General features: G+C 51.6%; 18 protein-coding genes. 5 read left to right on the forward strand and 13 right to left on the reverse strand.

Going from position 1 to position 15,048, the window contains the following annotated elements:
• Window positions 1-54: 54 nt before the first annotated feature.
• Window positions 55-966, forward strand: a complete 912-nt coding sequence (rdgC, locus tag QEN32_RS16565) for a recombination-associated protein RdgC (RefSeq protein WP_000964305.1) — start codon at window positions 55-57, stop codon at window positions 964-966.
• A 37-nt stretch (window positions 967-1,003) separates the two neighbouring features.
• Here rdgC and ppnP read toward each other — a convergent pair whose 3' ends face one another.
• The 5 genes from ppnP to QEN32_RS16590 form a co-directional block, all read right to left on the reverse strand.
• Window positions 1,004-1,288: a pyrimidine/purine nucleoside phosphorylase gene (gene ppnP, locus QEN32_RS16570; RefSeq protein ID WP_023224693.1), complete on the reverse strand. Its 285-nt coding sequence runs from the start codon at window positions 1,286-1,288 to the stop codon at window positions 1,004-1,006.
• A 70-nt stretch (window positions 1,289-1,358) separates the two neighbouring features.
• Window positions 1,359-2,036 (reverse strand): AroM family protein, encoded by a 678-nt coding sequence (locus tag QEN32_RS16575; protein WP_001276437.1) that lies wholly within the window; start codon window positions 2,034-2,036, stop codon window positions 1,359-1,361.
• 250 nt (window positions 2,037-2,286) lie between these two features.
• Window positions 2,287-2,478: a protein YaiA gene (yaiA, locus tag QEN32_RS16580; protein WP_001143161.1), complete on the reverse strand. Its 192-nt coding sequence runs from the start codon at window positions 2,476-2,478 to the stop codon at window positions 2,287-2,289.
• Window positions 2,479-2,504: 26 nt separating this feature from the next.
• Entirely contained in the window at window positions 2,505-3,050 is a 546-nt protein-coding gene (gene aroL / locus QEN32_RS16585) for a shikimate kinase AroL (RefSeq protein ID WP_000983569.1), read from the reverse strand.
• Window positions 3,051-3,234: 184 nt separating this feature from the next.
• Window positions 3,235-3,690 (reverse strand): YaiI/YqxD family protein, encoded by a 456-nt coding sequence (locus QEN32_RS16590; RefSeq protein ID WP_000158137.1) that lies wholly within the window; start codon window positions 3,688-3,690, stop codon window positions 3,235-3,237.
• Window positions 3,691-3,829: 139 nt separating this feature from the next.
• On the opposite strand from QEN32_RS16590, the gene proC reads away from it, so the two are divergent.
• Window positions 3,830-4,639, forward strand: a complete 810-nt coding sequence (proC, locus tag QEN32_RS16595) for a pyrroline-5-carboxylate reductase (RefSeq protein WP_265321876.1) — start codon at window positions 3,830-3,832, stop codon at window positions 4,637-4,639.
• Between the two features lie 14 nt (window positions 4,640-4,653).
• Here proC and adrA read toward each other — a convergent pair whose 3' ends face one another.
• The 5 genes from adrA to QEN32_RS16620 all read right to left on the reverse strand — a co-directional run bounded on the left by adrA (window position 4,654) and on the right by QEN32_RS16620 (window position 9,181).
• The gene (gene adrA, locus QEN32_RS16600) at window positions 4,654-5,766 is read right to left on the reverse strand and encodes a diguanylate cyclase AdrA (protein WP_000484102.1); all 1,113 of its coding nucleotides are present in this window, start codon (window positions 5,764-5,766) and stop codon (window positions 4,654-4,656) included.
• 91 nt (window positions 5,767-5,857) lie between these two features.
• The gene (gene psiF, locus QEN32_RS16605; RefSeq protein WP_000705165.1) at window positions 5,858-6,178 is read right to left on the reverse strand and encodes a phosphate starvation-inducible protein PsiF; all 321 of its coding nucleotides are present in this window, start codon (window positions 6,176-6,178) and stop codon (window positions 5,858-5,860) included.
• Window positions 6,179-6,530: 352 nt separating this feature from the next.
• The gene (iraP, locus tag QEN32_RS16610; protein ID WP_001518423.1) at window positions 6,531-6,791 is read right to left on the reverse strand and encodes an anti-adapter protein IraP; all 261 of its coding nucleotides are present in this window, start codon (window positions 6,789-6,791) and stop codon (window positions 6,531-6,533) included.
• 296 nt (window positions 6,792-7,087) lie between these two features.
• Window positions 7,088-8,299, reverse strand: a complete 1,212-nt coding sequence (locus QEN32_RS16615) for a multidrug efflux MFS transporter (protein WP_000446772.1) — start codon at window positions 8,297-8,299, stop codon at window positions 7,088-7,090.
• A 168-nt stretch (window positions 8,300-8,467) separates the two neighbouring features.
• Window positions 8,468-9,181, reverse strand: coding sequence for an extensin family protein (locus tag QEN32_RS16620; protein WP_265321875.1), 714 nt, complete (start codon window positions 9,179-9,181; stop codon window positions 8,468-8,470).
• A 77-nt stretch (window positions 9,182-9,258) separates the two neighbouring features.
• Here QEN32_RS16620 and ddlA point away from each other — a divergent pair, with 77 nt between their 5' ends.
• On the forward strand, window positions 9,259-10,353 hold the full coding sequence (ddlA, locus tag QEN32_RS16625) for a D-alanine--D-alanine ligase (RefSeq protein ID WP_001096588.1): 1,095 nt from the start codon (window positions 9,259-9,261) through the stop codon (window positions 10,351-10,353).
• 25 nt (window positions 10,354-10,378) lie between these two features.
• Here the strand turns inward: ddlA and QEN32_RS16630 are convergent, their stop codons facing one another.
• Window positions 10,379-10,594: a DUF2754 family protein gene (locus tag QEN32_RS16630; protein ID WP_001239240.1), complete on the reverse strand. Its 216-nt coding sequence runs from the start codon at window positions 10,592-10,594 to the stop codon at window positions 10,379-10,381.
• Window positions 10,595-10,861: 267 nt separating this feature from the next.
• Between QEN32_RS16630 and QEN32_RS16635 the strand changes: the two genes are divergently transcribed.
• Window positions 10,862-11,170, forward strand: coding sequence for a YaiY family protein (locus QEN32_RS16635; RefSeq protein ID WP_000763139.1), 309 nt, complete (start codon window positions 10,862-10,864; stop codon window positions 11,168-11,170).
• A 37-nt stretch (window positions 11,171-11,207) separates the two neighbouring features.
• Here QEN32_RS16635 and yaiW read toward each other — a convergent pair whose 3' ends face one another.
• Window positions 11,208-12,302 carry a surface-exposed outer membrane lipoprotein YaiW gene (yaiW, locus tag QEN32_RS16640; RefSeq protein ID WP_001271429.1) on the reverse strand — a complete coding sequence of 365 codons (1,095 nt, stop codon included), beginning with the start codon at window positions 12,300-12,302 and terminating at the stop codon, window positions 11,208-11,210.
• Window positions 12,303-12,316: 14 nt separating this feature from the next.
• A complete protein-coding gene (gene sbmA / locus QEN32_RS16645) occupies window positions 12,317-13,537 on the reverse strand; it encodes a peptide antibiotic transporter SbmA (protein WP_000477023.1) in 1,221 nt (406 codons plus the stop codon).
• Between the two features lie 346 nt (window positions 13,538-13,883).
• Here sbmA and ampH point away from each other — a divergent pair, with 346 nt between their 5' ends.
• Window positions 13,884-15,041, forward strand: a complete 1,158-nt coding sequence (gene ampH, locus QEN32_RS16650; RefSeq protein WP_000830777.1) for a D-alanyl-D-alanine-carboxypeptidase/endopeptidase AmpH — start codon at window positions 13,884-13,886, stop codon at window positions 15,039-15,041.
• Window positions 15,042-15,048: the final 7 nt, after the last annotated feature.

Below are 15,048 nucleotides of genomic sequence, written 5' to 3' on the forward strand. Positions count from 1 at the left end.
CGACAATTCGTTACTATACCGCCTGGATTTAACGACAAGGCCGTGGAAATTATCATGCTGTGGTTCAAAAATTTAATGGTTTACCGTCTTAGCCGCGATATTACATTACGCGCCGAAGAGATGGAGAAACAGCTCGCCTCAATGACGTTTACCCCATGCGGTAGCCAGGATATGGCCAAAATGGGCTGGGTTCCGCCGATGGGCTCTCACAGCGATGCGTTAACGCACACCGCCAATGGCCAAATTATTATTTGCGCGCGCAAAGAAGAGAAAATCCTGCCATCGCCAGTGATCAAACAGGCACTGGAGGCGAAAATCCAGAAACTGGAAGCCGATCAGGGACGCAAGCTGAAGAAGACGGAAAAAGATTCCCTGAAGGATGAAGTGTTGCATTCGTTGCTGCCGCGCGCGTTTAGCCGCTTCAGTCAGACAATGATGTGGATTGATACCGTTAACGGCCTGATTATGGTTGACTGCGCCAGCGCGAAAAAAGCGGAAGATACTTTGGCGCTACTGCGTAAAAGTCTTGGCTCGCTGCCGGTCGTCCCGCTGGCGCTGGAAAATCCGATTGAGCTGACGCTCACAGAGTGGGTGCGCTCCGGTACGGTCGCTCAGGGTTTCCAGTTGCTGGACGAAGCCGAATTGAAAGCGATGCTGGAAGATGGCGGCGTGATCCGCGCGAAAAAGCAGGATCTGGTCAGCGACGAGATCGCCGTTCATATTGAAGCGGGTAAAGTGGTCACGAAGCTGGCGCTCGACTGGCAGCAGCGTATTCAATTCGTCATGTGCGACGACGGCTCCATTAAGCGTCTGAAATTCTGCGATGAGCTGCGCGATCAGAACGAAGATATCGACCGGGAAGATTTTGCCCAACGTTTTGACGCGGACTTTATCCTGATGACCGGAGAGCTGGCGGCGCTGATTCAAAGCCTGGTGGAAGGATTAGGCGGCGAAGCGCAGCGCTAACCAGAGGGCCCCTCTCCGCCGGAGAGGGGACTCACCGTTACAAATAGCGGCACAGATACGAGGTGGGCTCAGCAACCTGGAGATGAAACTCGCTGTGGCCAGGCACGTTAAACACCTCACCGGCTGTATACACTTTCCATTCGACAGCTCCCGGCAACAGTACCTTCAACGCGCCGCTCACAACCGTCATCTCTTCGGGTTCGGCGGTGCCAAAGGTATACTCCCCTTCCGCCATCACACCAACGCTGGCCCGGCCGATGCTACTGCTGGTAAATCCAATAGACTTCACTTTCCCGGAAAAGTATTCATTGCTTTGTAGCATAATCAGGCCCCGTCTCATTATTAAATTAACACCCAATATAGAGTCCTGACGTTCGGCCTGTCACGTAAAATTAGACAAGCAGTTCTGAAGCTAACCGCGCAATCAAAACGTTAGAGAGTAAAACCGGCACATCCAGCGCCTGCTGTAAAATATCCCGATGACGCTGATGAAAACCCAGACAATCCAGCATAATGACGTCCGCGCCTTGATCCAGTAGCGCCTGCCCGGCATCAATTAACTGTTGCTCAGAACCGTGAACCGGATTCGCCAGCGAATACACCGGCGGCATTTGCAATACCTGCCATTTTTTCTCCTGGGCCGCCAGAAGTTCTGCAACAGGCACAATCACGCCAACCTGATGTCCATCCACAATAGAGGCGACAAGCGGTGGAATAATACGCAGCGGTTCAAGCAAAATAGAATTACGGGCTGCCATACTTTTAATCGCCGCGGTGCTCATCAGTATAATGACATCATAACCCTGGTTATCCAGCACCTCGACAACGCTCTGTAAATCTCGCTCCACTTTCTGACGGGAAACATGGGCTATCTGGTTATCATTCAGCAACGTCAAAAGCGGATCGTCGCCAGGCTCTACAGCGTAATCCGCCATAACATCTTCCCGGCTCATTTTTCCCAGCAGGCTATGATGGGTGATGTGTTGTTCGTCGATGTATTCCGTCAGAAGCGGTAACACTTCGCTCATTGGCACAACGCCGATTGTGAGGATTGCCAACGACGCACTCATTTTTATTCCACCTTATTACTTCGTCGTAATTCCCGGGCAAATATTCACACGCTCACCGCGCTACCTGCCCTACAAATCTCAGAAAGCGTAGCAGCAGATGAGCAACGTATTGTGTAAAGATTCCAAATAACTCCAATATTGTATTGTTATCGCTTAATTTACGGTTTTAGTTGCCAGTATAAATGTTTCAAGAATGTGATGGAGATACAATTTAGGGGTACTCAGAATCCCTTCCGAGTGGTTCATGCGTCTATGATTTATCCGGATCTTCGTAACGTTTTTTCGCATCCATCGCTTCTTCTGCGGTCGGATGCTCGCTGATGAGCGAATCAGGTTTCGGATGGTCAGCCCGTAGCTGATACCACGTCACCGTCTGGCCCGGCGTGCCTTTTTCAATGGTGACGATATAAGCTTCCCGCGGATAAGGTGGTCTGGTTGGCATAGCGTTTCCTTTATTCTGGGTGAGCGTTAAGTATAGACATCTCCCTGTAACCGTTGCGTCGACGGCGGCAGCGCCGCAATAATTTCAGAAACGACCTGGGCCGGCGCTTTCGTCGCGTCAATAATGTAATGCGCCGTTTCGCGATACAACGCGTCACGCTGCTCAAGCACTTCCCGAACCTCTTCGCTCAACGGCTTGCCGGTGAGGGTCGGGCGCAGATCCGCTTCAGGTTCAGCCTCAAGCCGGTTAACCAGCGTGGATACCGGCGCGCACAGATAAATCACTACGCCAACACGGTGCATATAACGTCGGTTATACTCCGTGAGAATAATACCGCCTCCCGTCGCCACGACAGTCGAAGGCGCGCTTACCGCCTCCAGGGCCGCGGTTTCCCGGGCGCGGAACCCTCCCCAGCCTTCTTTTTCAACGATATCAGCGACGCTCATCTGCACGTGCGATTGCAGCCAGCGGTCGGTATCTGCAAACCGAAAACCGGTTGCCTGCGCCAGCGCCATACCGATGGTGGTTTTCCCACAGCCCCGCGGGCCAACAAGATAAAGAGGTTGCATCATAGCAGGCGTTCCCCCAGGAACTGCGCATACGCAGGATTTGATATCAGCAATGTTATAATCATATCATCTAACTAGTACAACGCATAAATGTAAATAATAATTTACACAAAGATACTAAAGTCACAATATTAGTACTATAGCAAGAATCAGAAATGAATAAACTGTAAATTTTTCATTACAGGATTTATTTTTTACGCTGGCTTTCCAGCCACCACTTATCCAGCTCGGCGGCAAAATGCTGACGATCGCGCGGCGAGAGAGTGTTTGGTCCCCCCGTTTGTACGCCGCTGGCGCGTAGCGTGTCCATAAAGTCACGCATCGTCAGACGTTCGCGAATCGTGGCGTCGCTATAGCGTTCTCCCCGGGGATTAAGAGCCGCAGCGCCTTTTTCCAGCACTTCAGCCGCCAGCGGAATATCCGCGGTAATCACCAGATCGCCCGCTTCGCATTGACGCACAATTTCATTGTCCGCCACGTCAAACCCGGCGGCCACGCGGAGCGTGCGGATAAAACGCGAAGGCGGCACGCGCAAGGCCTGATTGGCAACCAGAATAAGCGGCAACTGCATCCGCTCGGCGGCGCGGTACAAAATTTCTTTAATGACATTCGGACACGCATCCGCATCCACCCAGATGGTCATAATGTCTCCCGTACGGTATACAATCTTTTATTGTCTCGCGCTTTTGTCTTTCATCAAAGTGCTGTTTCTCCTTCTGCCCGTTTTCAATCCGCGTTAAGCTAACCATTCCCCATAACACACAAACATAGGGAGTGACGAGATGGAGAAGAAAATCGGTTTTATTGGCTGCGGTAATATGGGCAAGGCTATTCTTGGCGGACTGATTGCCAGCGGTCAGGTACTTCCCGGCCAGATCTGGGTCTACACCCCCTCCCCCGATAAAGTTGCCGCCCTGCATGACCAGTACGGCATTAATGCGGCGCAAAGCGCGCAGGAGGTCGCTCAGGTCGCGGATATCGTTTTCGGCGCGGTAAAACCGGGCATTATGGTGAAAGTGCTCAGTGAAATCTCCTCCAGCCTGAACAAAGACTCGCTGGTGGTCTCTATCGCCGCAGGCGTAACGCTTGATCAGCTTGCGCGCGCGCTGGGGCACGACCGTAAAATCATTCGCGCTATGCCGAATACGCCGTCGCTGGTCAACGCAGGAATGACCTCCGTCACACCCAACGCGCTGGTCACACCGGAAGATGCGGCTGATGTGCTGAATATTTTCCGCTGCTTTGGCGAGGCGGAAGTGATTGCTGAGCCGATGATCCATCCGGTGGTTGGCGTGAGCGGATCTTCGCCGGCCTATGTCTTTATGTTTATCGAGGCGATGGCGGACGCAGCCGTTCTGGGCGGTATGCCTCGCGCTCAGGCTTATAAATTCGCCGCGCAGGCCGTCATGGGGTCGGCGAAAATGGTACTCGAAACCGGAAAGCATCCCGGCGAACTGAAAGATATGGTGTGCTCGCCTGGCGGAACGACGATTGAAGCCGTACGCGTTCTGGAAGAACGTGGCTTCCGCGCTGCGGTAATAGAAGCGATGACGAAGTGTATGGAAAAATCAGAGGCGCTCAGTAAATCCTGAAGCCCGGCTGGACGTCATGCCGCCACTTCGGTGCGGTTACGTCCGGCATTCTTTGCTTTGTAAAGCGCCATATCCGCAGACTTTAACCATTCCCGATAATGACCGATTTGTGGCGTTAACGGCGCCACGCCCACGCTGATACGTAACATGACCTGCGGCGCGCCCGGCAAGCGTAAGGTATTTAGCCGTTCATGCACTCGCGACATGGCGGTAATCGCGCTGTCTGCCGGCGTTCCGCACATAATCACCGCAAATTCGTCGCCGCCAAAGCGCCCGATAATATCACTCCCGCGTAGCGTTATCTGTAATTGACGCGTCAGGGCGATAATAGCCTCATCCCCAACATCATGTCCCCAGGTGTCGTTAATGCTCTTAAAATGATCGATGTCGATAATCAACAATGTCGCCTCCCGATGGTGGCGTCGGCTGTGATCGAATTCATTACGTAATAAAATTTCCCAGTGGCGTCGGTTATAGACGCCGGTCATGCCATCCCGCGAGCTCATCGCCTGCAAGCGTCGCTTATGTTCCGCTAATTTAATGGCCGTTTGATAACTTACCCAGGCGAACAGAAGCGGATACAACATAATGACGGGCAAAGAGAGCGTGACTTCCAGCGACGAGCTTCGCATCGCGACGGGTAGCCCGGTAAGCTGCAACGTCACCAGACATGACGCCAGCAAAAGGCCCATTCCGACAGTGAATAGCCGCCGCCCGCCAGCGCCCATCAGATTCATGCTCATCATCATAAACAGCGCGGCGGCAGGCAACATATTGACGCCCATCAGCGCGATCCACATGCCGGAGAGGATCGCATCCACTTTCAGGTTGTAAATTTCCTGGCGTAGCGGATCAAGGGCTTTCGCCGCCCACTGCCACGCCAGATGCGGCCAGACAAAAGACCAGCCGACCAGCAATAGCCACCAGCCGCCAAAGACAGGTTGCGACACTAACACGGCGGCCACCGGTAAAAACATCCCCCCTAACCCCACCGCGCGCGGTAGCCTGATGCGCCGGGCGAAGCGCAATCCGGAGCGCTGACGATCATCAGGAGGGTCAGGCGGCGTTACCGCCTGTTCAACTGCTTTTCGGTAAAAATTTTCATCATTCATTATTTTTGGGAACATTTAGAAACAATTTTCCCAAATTATAGAAACAGAGCGCATGGAGGGAGTATGAAATTTCGGGTGAGTGTTTTTCAGGACTCACCCGATAGCACTACGCCGCTTTTTTCAGGCAGGCGCTCATAAACTTGCTACGGTCATCGCCTTTCAGTGATTGTTCCGTCGCCTGAACATTGCATTCACGCATTTTCTGCTGTTGCGGCGTCAGGCTTTTCTCGCCAGGGGCTGACTGGCTGTTTTTCAGGCAGTCGCTAAGGTAGGTTTTACGCGCATCGCCTTTCAACGCTTGCGCTGTCGCCTGCTGATTACAGGTCGTCATGCGCTGCTGTTGCGGCGTTAACGGTTTCTCGGTTGCGCCGACGGCGGTTAAAAAGACCAGGCCAAAAAGTAAAGTCACCAGTAATGTTATTTTCATAGCACCATCCTTTTGTCAGTGTACACATTACACGTTGTCCCTTTGGGAAATATCCCAGGGACTTTATATAAGTCTGGCTGTTACTGGCAAAAATACCACCCGGCTGTAAAAGTATTACTTACCGTTAGCAATAGATGTTTTATTGATTGACAAACCGTAGGCTAATGTGCAATTCGATTATCCACAGTCACACTGGCAGGATGCAGAAGAACAGCGCATAGCGTTACACTGTTATTACCATAGCCGCTTCGTTTTTATTTCGCTCTGTATTACCCAGAAGAAAATAAAAACGAAGCGGCTATGTTATTTCATAAAAGTAACGTTATAACAACTGTGTTGTTTTAAAATACGATTAGTGCCGGGGGTGTCTCAGCAACTTTTTTACATATTGGCGCAGCAATTCCGTATCGTGATCAGGAACGCTGGCATCCGGCTTTACGCCTTCAAGTGCCCCCTCTACCTGACGTATCAACATCTCCTGCTCGTTTTGCGCCATGTTACGTAACATTGCTGTGACGATAATCTCTAACGCTTCTACCTGAGCAACCAGTTCTTTCGACTCTTCTTCTTTTTGGGCTAGCTTAAGCAACAACTCTGCTATGAGATTTTTCATGACAATATTTCCTTATTAGTTCCAGGGTGACGTTATCACTATGAAGAACCACTGCCTAGAGGCTGAAAGTACTATTTTTATGATACAGGAAGAACTTTACACAAATAATTATCACTGTCGCCGCAGCGAAACGTTTCTCAGACCGAAAACGAGACGATAATAAACCATCAAAAAACAATAATCACGCTATATCATAATTTAAGGTTATGCCATCTATAGAAAAACTTCACGGATAAAGAATATATCTTTTAATTTAAACCATATCGTAACGGCAGAAGCGCCGTTACGATGCACCGCTATTGGCCTTTCGCTTTTTGCGCGTTACGCCGACGACGTAACGCCAGGGTCAGTTGTCCAATATTGATCAACACGATCGCCGCCGTAGCGATAAAAACCCAGCGGAAACCGGCCATCGCCGATACCGTCGCGCCCATCAACGGCCCAACCACGTTGCCCAGGTACATAAATGACTGGTTGTAGCCAAAAATACGTCCGGTAATTTGGTCGCTGGAGTATTTCACCAATAACGTTTGTACGGCGGGTAACATCGCGCCATCGGCAAAGCCCAACAAGAAACGCAACAGCCCCAACTGGAACGGCGTGGTGACCCAGGACATCGCGAAGAAAAGCAGCACTGCGCAGATAAGCGTGGCCATCAGAATTCTTTCCGTGCCGATTCTGTCGCCAAGTTTTCCCAGGCGAGGCGCGGAGATAAGCGCGGAGATACCGGGCACCGAGGCGATTAACCCGCTAAGAAAGGCGATGTTATTACTGTCCGGCATCATTGATTTGATAAACAGCGCCAGGATTGGACTGATGGAACCATTACAGAGTTGAATGACCATCGTGGTAAAAAACAAACTGATCACCAGCGCAGGATAAGGTAACGACGCAAAAACGGCTTTACCGCTCAGGCGTTCGCTTTTCCTGATGACCGGACGCACGCCTTCTTTAATTAAAAATAGCGTGACCAGAAAGCTCACCACCAACAGCATGGCGGTAATCAGAAATACCGCCCGCAGCCCGATATGATCCGCGACAAAGCCGCCCATTAACGGCCCGCCGATAACGCCGCTGATCTGCGCGGTAGAAAGCGTACTGAGCGCCCAGCCGCTACGTTCGCGCGGTACCTGAGAGGCTACCAGCGCCATGGCATTGGGGATATAGCCTGACGTTAACCCCATGATTCCGCGCAGCAGGAAAAGTTGCCAGACATGGGTCGCAAATGCCTGCAGTAGAATAGCTATCGCCATCCCGAGCGACGCGCGCAATAGCATCAGTTTACGCCCTTTACGATCGGCGAGACTGCCCCACATCGGCGACACAATGGCGGAAATAAGAAACGTGATGCTAAACGTTAACCCGGACCACATTGATAACGCTTCATGGGAAGAGACGCCAAGCTGGGAAATATAAAGGGGTAAGAATGGCAGGATTTGGCTGATTGCCAGCCCGGTAAAAAAACATCCAAACCAAACGGAAATTAGATTAACTTTCCAGGATTCCATAAGACTCGTAACGGTAAGTAGCTGAAAATACGCGTTAGCTTAGCAAGTTCTCTTTTTCCTGGTGGTTCCAGAGGTGCGATACGTCACACTTTGCTATTTTGTCTCCCCGTTCATCATTTTTGTGAAACATGTCACATTATATAGCCGCGCAAGGCAGACGTTTATGCTTTAACGACACACGCCGTAGCCCCGCATTCCAAGATGAAAATGGTTAGCATGAGCAGCGTTATAGTCAGGCCCGAGCCCATTGCCATAATAATGGCAACTGGTGTTTAACATAGCGCGTAACCAGGGCCCCGTCTCCTCACGCCCCCAGCCGCGCAGAACAGTGATTTTTCGGCCATCTGATAGCTGAAACCCGCTGACATCCAGCGCTTCTGCGCTGGCATGTTCACTGCGACGCGCATCCGGGCGGTGATAAATATTACGGCAGGCATAGCTACCCAGATGTTCGATGCGGGTCAGGCGGCGCTTCATCCACGTTTCTGTTAAAGGTTTTGCCTGCTGTTCGACAAACAGCGCGGAGCGCAGCGCCAGCGGGCAGGAGGCTAAAAAACTGCTGCTCAGTTTGACCTGGCCAAAATCTCTGACGCGCACAACATGGGACAAGGGACATTCACCAGCGCTATCCGCAACAGGTTGTGATGAAATTAATCCCTGTTGATTGGCCGCCGTCAACAGCTCCCGGCACTGCGACGGCGTAAGGCGCTGTAGTTTGAAGGTAGTGATCCAGCCTGGCGGATCGGCAAGTTGTAGCGGAGCAAAAGGATTATAGTAAGAGGGAAGATAACGATATCCCAGCCCGCCAATGCCGCCCAACAGCACAATAATCAGAAAACCCTTACCTCTCACGCGGCCTCCGTTCTCACATCCCATAAACATTATGGCAGAACCCCGCGAAACCCGCGTTTTGTCGTGGTAATGTATACGCTTTGCATTCGATGGAATGGGTTTTTAAGATGGCGAAATTGCGGGTAGGAATAGTATTTGGCGGTAAGTCGGCGGAACATGAAGTGTCTTTGCAATCAGCGAAAAATATCGTTGATGCGATCGATAAAACCCGCTTCGACGTGGTGCTGTTAGGGATAGATAAGGCAGGACAATGGCATGTTAACGATGCGGAAAATTATTTGCAGAATGCAGACGATCCGGCACATATCGCGCTACGTCCTTCGGCAATCAGTCTGGCCCAGGTGCCTGGCAAACACCAACACCAATTGATTAACGCTCAGAACGGGCAGCCGCTACCGACGGTAGATGTTATTTTTCCTATCGTCCACGGTACGCTGGGCGAAGACGGCTCATTGCAGGGGATGCTGCGCGTCGCAAACTTACCGTTTGTCGGTTCAGACGTGCTGAGCTCCGCAGCCTGCATGGATAAAGACGTCGCCAAACGACTGCTACGCGATGCAGGACTGAATATCGCCCCGTTTATTACACTCACCCGAACGAATCGTCACGCGTTTAGTTTTGCCGAGGTTGAATCCCGTCTGGGACTGCCGCTGTTCGTTAAGCCCGCCAATCAGGGCTCTTCGGTCGGCGTCAGTAAAGTCGCTAACGAAGCGCAATATCAGCAGGCGGTCGCGCTGGCTTTCGAATTCGATCATAAAGTGGTGGTGGAGCAAGGGATCAAAGGGCGCGAGATCGAATGCGCCGTATTAGGTAACGATAACCCACAGGCCAGTACCTGCGGCGAAATCGTACTGAATAGCGAATTTTACGCCTACGATACTAAGTATATTGATGATAACGGCGCACAAGTTGTCGTGCCTGCGCAGATCCCTTCCGAGGTGAATGACAAGATCCGCGCGATTGCGATCCAGGCTTATCAGACGCTGGGGTGCGCGGGTATGGCGCGTGTCGATGTCTTCTTAACGGCAGACAATGAGGTCGTGATTAACGAGATTAATACGCTGCCAGGTTTTACCAATATCAGTATGTATCCAAAACTCTGGCAGGCGAGCGGATTGGGCTATACCGATTTGATTAGTCGCCTGATTGAGCTGGCGCTGGAACGCCATACGGCGAATAACGCCTTAAAAACCACGATGTAATAGCGCACGCCCGATAGCGCAACGTTTATCGGGCGTCTTTTACCTCATCATCTTCGCGCCGGCGAATGATGAACCCCGCCAGCCAGAAGCTGATAATCCACGTTACCAGCCCAACGCCATAGGTTTGCCATCCTTTCGCCTCAAAACCCAGCAATCCTACGACACCATTCAAAATAAAGATAAGGCCAATAGAGAAGGCATAGTAGTGCCAGTCACGACGAATTTTTACGGGCAAACGCATAACGACTCCGACGTATTAACAGCAACAAAAACGTATTTTTACATACTTCTGGCGAGCGAGTCTGTGGGGGATACGGAATTTCTTAAATGTTAATTGATTTTGATAAAAGTGATCGTTTTGTGACAACTAACAAAAATTTACGCGATGGATACATTCCGTATGTGAAATTACCATGATTCTGATATTGACAAACACAATGACCTGTCAGACTTCACAGTAAGCCGATGGCATAACGCCAGATCGTAGCCGATCATCCTGGAGGTCTTTATGGCTGATTTCACTCTCTCAAAATCGCTGTTCAGCGGGAAGCATCGAGAAACCTCCTCTACGCCCGGAAATATTGCTTACGCCATATTTGTACTGTTTTGCTTCTGGGCCGGAGCGCAACTCTTAAACCTGCTGGTTCATGCGCCGGGCATCTATGAGCATCTGATGCAGGTACAGGATACAGGTCGACCGCGGGTAGAGATTGGGCTGGGCGTCGGGACGATTTTTGGCCTGGTGCCCTTCCTCACGGGCTGCCTCATTTTCGCCGTTATCGCCGCGTTTTTACGCTGGCGTCACCGTCACCAATAAACCTTAGCGCGCTGGAGAAAGTATCCCAGCGCGAAATTTATCGCCCCATACACCGCGCCCGCCGCTCATCAACTCGTTTAGCAAACCAGGCGGTCGTCAGCTTACGCGTGATCTTCGGACTTTCCAGTTGAATACCGGGCAACATTTCCCGCGCAAGCGTCTTGCCCGTTTTGGCCTCGGCCAGTTTATAGACTTTCTTGTAGAGCGCCGTTTTTTCAAACGCCAGGCTATCGCCTTTCTCCAGTTGGCTGCGAATTTCACGCTCACTCATTCCCAACTGCCCTGCCAGTTTGCGCACCGCTAACTCTGTTTTGCCCGGTTCCTTGCTGTTATAACGAATCAGATCGCCATCCAGCGCCAGTTTTACCCCACTGGCTTTACTGACGGCATTCTGGAACGCAGCGTTACGGCTGGCGTACCATCCCGCGTTGAAGTCGGCGAAGCGGAAAACAGGCGCGCTGTAGTTCGCCGGGTAATTCAGCAAATGGTAGGTTCCAAACCACAACCCGCCACGGCGCGTAAAGACCTCCTGACGTACCGTACCCGCCATATTCCACGGATAACCTTTCGCGTGCTGTTCGGCAAAGGCAATGCTGACCTGCATCGGGCCGCCCGTATGCACCGGGTTATATGAGCCAAATAGCGTCTGCCCCATAGGAACCATATTGATAAAATCGTCAAAAATAGCGCTAAGCTGTTTTTCGGTTTTTACCGTGTCCAGGCGTTCGCTATAGCTCTTGCCGTTGGGGGAGTTAATTTTCAGCGCGGTGTGCACCAGAAACAGCGGAATGTGTAGTCGTTCAGCGCGGCGATCAATCTCCTGCCAGGCGATTTTACTTAGCCCCGGCACGACAGGATCCGCCTGATAACCGGACTCCTGCTGGGCGACAGCCAGCACCGAACAGATATTTTCTACCGTCGGCGCCAGCCCCTGGCTCTTAAACGTTGTCGCGATATCTTTCGCCCAGGCCTCTCTGTCTTTGACAGTGGCTGGCATTTTCTGACGTACTACGCTTGCCACGTCGACAGGCTTCTCGCCCTTGCTCACCGGCTGCCCGGATTGACTACTACAGCCAGCCAATATGGCGACCGCCAGAAAAGGCAGAGGATAAAGACGGGACGCCGCCGACATAACGTTTCCTTCTGTTAGCTAAAAGAGTGGGTCACTTCCTGAACTGGCTGACCATCCAACTGACGTTCAAAGCTACGTAAACGTTTATAAATAGACATCAGCTCCACCAGCGTCGTCCAGGAGTTAATCAAATACTGGAACGAACCGCGCACCTGGCCAAACACGTTGGTGATTTGCGTCATCAGCCCCAGCGTAATCGTACCGGCAACAATGGAAGGAAACAGCAGGAACAAACCGAAAACGTTATCGACCTGCAAATAGAGAATGCGCGCGATGTTGAAATACATATAGTGAAAGTAGAGACGGAAGTAGTTATGGCGCACCGCGCTAAACAGTTCACGGACGGTGGGCGGCGTGGCGCGGCTGGCGTCATCTTCACCGTAGACCAGCTCCTTACGATAAGCGGCTTCCACTCGCTGATTTTTAAATTCCAGCCCCGGCAATTTGATCCCGACGACCGCCAGCAGGCCCGTCCCCATTAATGACCAGACTATAGCGGCAATGACCAGGCCGTAAGGGATATGTCCTACGATGGGTAAATCCGGCACATGCGCTGACAGGGTGACCAACACCGGCAGAAAGGCGATAAGCGTCATGATGGCATTGATAAAACTCACGCCCATGTTCTCCAGTGTAGAGGCAAAACGCATGGTGTCTTCCTGCACACGCTGGGCGGCCCCTTCGATATGGCGCAGGTACTGCCAGTGCGCCATATAGTGCTCATTCATTGCGGTACGCCAGCGAAATACATAGTGGCTGACAAAGAAGTTGTTCAGCACACCGATCACCACGGCGATAAGCGCAATACCGAGAAACACCCCCACTTCATGATAAAATTGACCAAGAGTGACCTTGTGCGGCGAGCTGAGCGCCGTTTGAATCAAATCATAGAACGGTGCGTACCAGGCGTTAACCGCGACGCCAACCTCCACCAAAAACCAGGTGACAAAAATAATGAGCGAGGTGCCAAGTATCGACCAGTACTGCCAGCGGTGCGGGCTATAGATGAACCAGAACGTTGCAAATAATCCCACGCAAATCAGGTAATAAGCATAAAAAATCAGATAGTCCAGCGACCAGAAGCGCGCTGCGCTGATAGGCACTTCATCGGATGCCCCTACAAGTCGCGCCACCCAATCTCCTCCTCCCGCCTGCCAGAAAATGACGGCGATCAGCGCCCAAACAAACGCCGACATGAAAAACGGCCCTGGCTTTGGGAAAAAAGATTTAAACATCATGCTCTCCTGCTAACTTCTTATCTTTATTACGGCTGCTGTGACGGCGGCAATAGCACGCCATGCCCACGCAAATGAAAGGGCTAAACCAGGCATTGTGACCTACGTTGTGACGCTTAGTTCGCATTTCTGCTCAACAGAATTGTTTCGACGAGTTTCATACACAGCAGGCACGCTGACGCTATCAGGTTATCACAAGCGCTCTATCACAAAAGTAAACATTCTCCATCACGAAAACCCGCCGTTACGTTTTTTCACCCACTTTTTTCTCTTTAACGTTTTGCAATGTGCCGCCGGGTAGTATAAATACGCATAACCACCGTTATTTCACTTATGGACATCACCGTTGAAACGTAGTCTGCTTTTTACTGCCATGCTGTTTGCGGCATCACTTACTTCTGTCCAGGCGGCTCAGCCGATTGCCGATCCGGTTTTTGCCTCTGATATCGTTGATCGTTATGCCGAGCATATCTTTTATGGTAGCGGCGCCACGGGCATGGCGCTGGTGGTGATCGACGGCAATCAACGCGTGTTTCGTAGTTTCGGTGACACCAGACCGGGAAATAATGTTCGTCCACAGCTTGATTCGGTCATTCGTATCGCTTCTCTCACCAAGCTCATGACCAGTGAAATGTTGGTAAAATTGCTCGATCAGGGAACGGTAAAATTAAACGATCCTCTCAGCAAATATGCGCCTCCCGGCGCGCATGTCCCGACGTATCAAGGCACGCCGATTACGTTGGTCAACTTAGCGACCCACACCAGCGCGCTTCCGCGAGAACAGCCAGGCGGCGCGGCGCATCGTCCGGTATTTGTCTGGCCAACCCGCGAACAACGCTGGAACTGGCTCTCCACAGCAACGTTAAAAGTCGCGCCCGGTTCGCAGGCGGCCTATTCCAATCTGGCGTTCGACCTGTTAGCCGACGCGCTGGCGACCGCCTCCGGCAAACCTTATACGCAACTGTTTGAAGAAAAGATTACTCGCCCGCTGGGAATGAAAGACACCACGTTTACCCCTTCTCCCGATCAGTGTAAGCGTCTGATGGTGGCAGAAAAAGGCGCAAGCCCCTGTAATAATACGCTGGCTGCCATTGGCAGCGGTGGGGTCTATTCTACGCCAGGAGATATGATGCGCTGGATGCAACAGTATCTGTCGTCAGATTTCTATCACCGTAGCCAACAGGCCGATCGTATGCAAACGTTGATTTATCAGCGCACACAGTTAAAGAAAATCATTGGGATGGACGTACCGGGTAAAGCCGACGCGCTCGGTCTGGGCTGGGTCTATATGGCGCCAAAAGACGGACGTCCTGGCATTATCCAGAAAACAGGAGGCGGCGGCGGTTTTATTACCTATATGGCGATGATCCCACAATATAATATTGGCGCTTTTGTGGTCGTAACCCGTTCCCCCCTCACGCGTTTTACCAATATGAGCGATGGGATTAACGATTTGGTTACTGAGCTAAGCGGCAATAAACCGATTGCTATTCCTGCATCCTGAGTCGTCG

Origin of the sequence: Salmonella sp. SA14318, assembly GCF_029866905.1 — a bacterium.
Lineage (GTDB): Bacteria > Pseudomonadota > Gammaproteobacteria > Enterobacterales > Enterobacteriaceae > Salmonella > Salmonella enterica.

Coding starts and splice junctions, on each gene's coding strand:
- rdgC (WP_000964305.1), top strand. CDS start 55: ATGCTGTGGTTCAAAAATTTAATGGTTTACCGTCTTAGCCGCGATATT.
- ppnP (WP_023224693.1), bottom strand. CDS start 1,288: ATGCTACAAAGCAATGAATACTTTTCCGGGAAAGTGAAGTCTATTGGA.
- QEN32_RS16575 (WP_001276437.1), bottom strand. CDS start 2,036: ATGAGTGCGTCGTTGGCAATCCTCACAATCGGCGTTGTGCCAATGAGC.
- yaiA (WP_001143161.1), bottom strand. CDS start 2,478: ATGCCAACCAGACCACCTTATCCGCGGGAAGCTTATATCGTCACCATT.
- aroL (WP_000983569.1), bottom strand. CDS start 3,050: ATGATGCAACCTCTTTATCTTGTTGGCCCGCGGGGCTGTGGGAAAACC.
- QEN32_RS16590 (WP_000158137.1), bottom strand. CDS start 3,690: ATGACCATCTGGGTGGATGCGGATGCGTGTCCGAATGTCATTAAAGAA.
- proC (WP_265321876.1), top strand. CDS start 3,830: ATGGAGAAGAAAATCGGTTTTATTGGCTGCGGTAATATGGGCAAGGCT.
- adrA (WP_000484102.1), bottom strand. CDS start 5,766: ATGTTCCCAAAAATAATGAATGATGAAAATTTTTACCGAAAAGCAGTT.
- psiF (WP_000705165.1), bottom strand. CDS start 6,178: ATGAAAATAACATTACTGGTGACTTTACTTTTTGGCCTGGTCTTTTTA.
- iraP (WP_001518423.1), bottom strand. CDS start 6,791: ATGAAAAATCTCATAGCAGAGTTGTTGCTTAAGCTAGCCCAAAAAGAA.
- QEN32_RS16615 (WP_000446772.1), bottom strand. CDS start 8,299: ATGGAATCCTGGAAAGTTAATCTAATTTCCGTTTGGTTTGGATGTTTT.
- QEN32_RS16620 (WP_265321875.1), bottom strand. CDS start 9,181: ATGTTTATGGGATGTGAGAACGGAGGCCGCGTGAGAGGTAAGGGTTTT.
- ddlA (WP_001096588.1), top strand. CDS start 9,259: ATGGCGAAATTGCGGGTAGGAATAGTATTTGGCGGTAAGTCGGCGGAA.
- QEN32_RS16630 (WP_001239240.1), bottom strand. CDS start 10,594: ATGCGTTTGCCCGTAAAAATTCGTCGTGACTGGCACTACTATGCCTTC.
- QEN32_RS16635 (WP_000763139.1), top strand. CDS start 10,862: ATGGCTGATTTCACTCTCTCAAAATCGCTGTTCAGCGGGAAGCATCGA.
- yaiW (WP_001271429.1), bottom strand. CDS start 12,302: ATGTCGGCGGCGTCCCGTCTTTATCCTCTGCCTTTTCTGGCGGTCGCC.
- sbmA (WP_000477023.1), bottom strand. CDS start 13,537: ATGTTTAAATCTTTTTTCCCAAAGCCAGGGCCGTTTTTCATGTCGGCG.